General features: G+C 66.5%; 3 protein-coding genes. All 3 read left to right on the plus strand.

Annotation, left to right across the window (positions count from 1 at the left end; genetic code table 11):
* Window positions 1-185: 185 nt before the first annotated feature.
* Complete coding sequence (locus APH30_RS26215) at window positions 186-641, plus strand: (2Fe-2S)-binding protein (protein WP_009686563.1); 456 nt, start codon at window positions 186-188, stop codon at window positions 639-641.
* Window positions 641-2,890 carry a molybdopterin cofactor-binding domain-containing protein gene (locus APH30_RS26220; RefSeq protein ID WP_054914158.1) on the plus strand — a complete coding sequence of 750 codons (2,250 nt, stop codon included), beginning with the start codon at window positions 641-643 and terminating at the stop codon, window positions 2,888-2,890. The genes APH30_RS26215 and APH30_RS26220 overlap by 1 nt, the downstream gene beginning before the upstream one ends.
* 17 nt (window positions 2,891-2,907) lie before the next feature.
* A partial coding sequence (locus tag APH30_RS26225; RefSeq protein ID WP_054914159.1) for a cytochrome c occupies window positions 2,908-4,205 on the plus strand: 1,298 nt, incomplete at its 3' end.

Below are 4,205 nucleotides of genomic sequence, written 5' to 3' on the forward strand. Positions count from 1 at the left end.
AACGCGCACGTCCTGCCTGGCTGCCCAGTTGCGCATTCCAACGGATTACTTGCCTGATTCTCTGAACCTGCCACCCGGTTCAAACCGGTGGCCGCTGGCCTGTGCTAGCGTTTCCCCACCGGGGAACAATGTATTCCCCACCCGACATGACCCCGCGACAACAACCGATGACTGGCAGGTGAACCATGGAACTACGCATCAACCAGAAGACCTACCAGGTCGAGGCGGACGCCGACACGCCCCTGTTGTGGGTGATCCGCGATGACCTGGGGCTGACCGGCACCAAGTATGGCTGCGGCCTGGCCCAGTGCGGCGCGTGTTCGGTACTGGTCGACGGCAACGTGGTCCGTGCCTGCGTCACCCCGGTGGCCGGCGTGGTCGGCCGCGAGGTCACCACCATCGAAGCGATCGAAGCCGACCCGGTCGGCCAACGGGTGGTCACGGCGTGGGTTGATCACCAGGTGGCTCAGTGCGGCTACTGCCAGTCCGGCCAGGTGATGGCGGCCACCGCGCTGCTCAAGCACACGCCCAAACCCAGCGCCGAGCAGATCGACGCAGCCATGGTCAACCTGTGTCGCTGCGGCACCTACAACGCCATCCATGCCGCCATGCACGACTTGGCCCAAGGGGAGCAGGCCTGATGAACACACCCGTCGATACCCCTGCCGAACTGCTCGGCCTGCAGCGCGGCGAAACGGTCAACCTGTCACGCCGTCGCTTCCTCGCCGGCACTGCCGTGGGCGCACTGGTGCTGGGCTTCGGCCTGCCGGTGGGCGTGCCGCGGGTACAAGCCGCGGCCGCGGCCACAGCAGAACGCGGCACCCAAGTGCCGGCGTTTCTGGAAATTCGCCCAGACGGTACGGTGCGCCTGCTCAGCCCGTTCATGGAAGGTGGCCAGGGGCCGTTCACCGCCATGGCCCAGATCGTCGGTGAAGAGCTGGACGTGGACCCCGCGCACTTCGTGGTCGAAAGCGCGCCACCCGGCGAAGCCTATGTGGTGATGGAAAACGGCATGCGGATTACCGGCGGCAGCATGTCGGTACGCATGAGCTACCCCACCATGCGCCGCCTGGGCGCCCTCGCCCGGGCCATGTTGCTGCAGGCTGGCGCCGAAAAACTGGGGGTGCCGGTGGCCGAACTGTCGAGCACCCCGGGTAACGTGGTACATACCACGAGCGGCCGCTCGGTGCCTTACGGCGAACTGGCCGGGCGGGCCATGGACCTGCCGGTACCCGACCCGGCCAGCGTCAAGCTGCGCGACCCTGCCCAGTTCCGCTGGATCGGCAAGCCGGTTCGGCGCCTGGATGCCTACGACAAATCCACCGGCAAAGCCCAATACTGCATCGACATCAAGGTGGACGGCATGCTCCACGCCGCCGTGCAGCATGCGCCGCGCCTGGGCATGACCGTTGGCAGCCTGCGTAACGAAGGCCAGGTCAAGGCCATGAACGGCGTGCACTCGGTGCATCAGTTGCCAGGGGCGGTAGCGGTGGTCGCTGAACGCTGGTGGCACGCCAAGCGCGCCGTCGAAGCCCTTCAAGTCGACTGGCAAGAGCCAGCCGCCGACAGCACGCTACGGGCCATGCCGGCTGATTTTTCCAGCGACGGCTGGCGCGAGCACCTGGCCACGGTCGATGGCCCGGCGCGCGATGAAGAAAACGAAGGCGATGTAGCGCGTGCCTTGGCCAATGCCAAGACCCGGGTCGAGGCCAGCTACCACAACCAGTACCTGAACCATGCCCAGCTGGAGCCACCGTCGGCCCTTGCCCGCTTCAATGCCGATGGCACGCTGGATGTCTGGCTGCCCAACCAGGCGCCGGACATGTTCCGCGACGACATCGCCCAACGCACCGGCCTGCAAACCAGCCAGATCAACCTGCACTCGCCACTGTTGGGCGGCTTCTTCGGCCGCCACTTCCTGTACGAATCGGCCAACCCCTACCCGCAGGCCATTGCCCTGGCCAAGGCGGTGGGCCGGCCGGTCAAACTGATCTGGAGCCGCGAAGAAGAGTTTCTGCGTGATGTACTGCGCCCGGTCGCCGTGGTGAAGTTCCGCGCTGGGCTTGATGCCGACGGCCTGCCGGTGGCCATCGAAGCGGTCAGCGCCACCGAAGGCCCGACCGAGGCCCTGGCGGGCAAGCAGGGCGACAAGGTCGACCCCACCGCGCTTGAGGGGCTGTCGGGCAAGGCCTATGCCATCGCCAACAAACGCATTGCCCAGGTCTATGTCAAAGGCCCGGCCATGCTCGGCTACTGGCGCTCGGTGGGCAACTCGCTGAACGACTTCTTCTATGAGTCGTTTCTAGACGAACTGGCCGACAAAGGTGGCAAGGACCCGTTCGAACTGCGCCTGCACCTGCTGCGCGACAACCCCCGGCTGACCACCCTGCTGAACGCGGTCGCCGACTTGTCCGGGGGCTGGAATCGCGGGCCGTTCACCGCCGAAGATGGCAGCAAGCGGGCCCGTGGCGTGGCCATGGCCTCGCCCTTCGGCTCGCACGCAGCCGTCATCGCCGAAGTGTCGATGGAGAACGGCCAGGTCAAGGTGCACGATATCTGGCAGGCCATCGACCCCGGCAGTATCGTCAACCCGGCCATCATCGAGCACCAGGTCAATGGGGCGGTGGCGTTGGGCCTGTCGCAGACGCTGTTGGAAGAAGCGGTGTACGTGGATGGCAAGCCGCGCGCGCGCAATTACGACCTGTACCCGATCCTGCCGCCTTCGCGCATGGCACGGGTACATGTGCGCATTGTCGAAAGCGGGGCGAAAATGGGCGGCATTGGCGAACCGCCACTGCCCGCAGTCGCGCCGGCAGTGGCCAACGCGGTGGCGCAACTGACCGGCCAGCGCGTACGCAGCCTGCCAATGAGCCGCCACACCTTCAGCTGACGCACAAGGATTGCCCCATGACCCATCGTTTCGCAAGAACCGCTGGTTGGCTGGCGCTGCCGTGCCTGATCGCGGCGGGCCTGCTGGCCTGGTATGTCACCCGCGAGCCCGCTTCGCCGTTCACCGACGCGCAGGCCGACACCGCCGCCGCAGCGCTGGTCAGCCGTGGCGAGTACGTGGCCCGGCTCAGCGACTGCGTCGCCTGCCACAGCCTGCCAGAGGGCCAACCGTTCGCCGGCGGGCTACAAATGGCCACTCCGCTGGGGGCCATTCATGCCACCAACATCACCCCCGATCGCGACACTGGCATCGGCGCCTACAGCCTGGCGGACTTCGACCGCGCCGTGCGCCACGGCGTGGCACCCGGTGGCCGGCGCCTGTACCCGGCCATGCCCTACCCCTCGTACGCCAAACTCAGCGATGACGACGTAAAGGCCCTGTATGCGTTTTTCATGCACGGCGTGCAGCCGGCCAAGCAAGCCAACTTGCCCAGCGATATCCCGTGGCCGCTGAACCTGCGCTGGCCCATTGCGCTGTGGAACGGCCTGTTTGCCCCGACCGCGCCGTACACCGCCCAGGCGGGGCAGGACGCGCAGTGGAACCGAGGTGCCTACATCGTCCAGGGCCCTGGCCACTGCGGCAGTTGCCACACGCCGCGTGGTTTGGCGTTCAACGAAAAGGCCCTGGACGACAGCGGCACAGCGTACCTGGCCGGGGCATTGCTCGATGGTTGGTATGCACCGAGCCTGCGTGCGGACCACAACACCGGGCTGGGGCGCTGGAGCGAAGCTGAAATCGTCCAGTTCCTCAAGACCGGCCGCAACCGCCATGCCGTGGTATTCGGTTCGATGACCGAGGCATTCAACAACTCCACCCAGTTCATGACTGACGACGACCTGGCCGCCATCGCCCATTACCTGAAGTCGCTCCCCGGTGACCCTCAGCGCGATGGCGCGCCCTGGCAGTACCAGGCGGTGTCGGCTGCCGAGCGGCTGGACGCCCCCGGGGCGCACACCTACGTGACCCGCTGCGCGTCATGCCATGGCCTGGACGGCAAGGGCCAGGCGCCATCGATGCCACCACTGGCCGGGGCTACATCGGCTTTGGCCAAAGAAGACGCGTCGGCGATCAATATCACCTTGAACGGTTCACAGCGGGTAGTGTCTGCTGGAGTGCCTGATGCTTACCGTATGCCGGCCTTTCGCGAGCAACTGGGGGACAAGGAGATCGCCGAAGTGCTGACGTTCGTGCGCTCGGCCTGGGGCAACCAGGGCAGCGCGGTGGACGCGCAGGCGGTAAGCAAGTTGCGCGGGCA

This window comes from Pseudomonas sp. NBRC 111127 (genome assembly GCF_001320345.1).
GTDB lineage: Bacteria > Pseudomonadota > Gammaproteobacteria > Pseudomonadales > Pseudomonadaceae > Aquipseudomonas > Aquipseudomonas juntendi.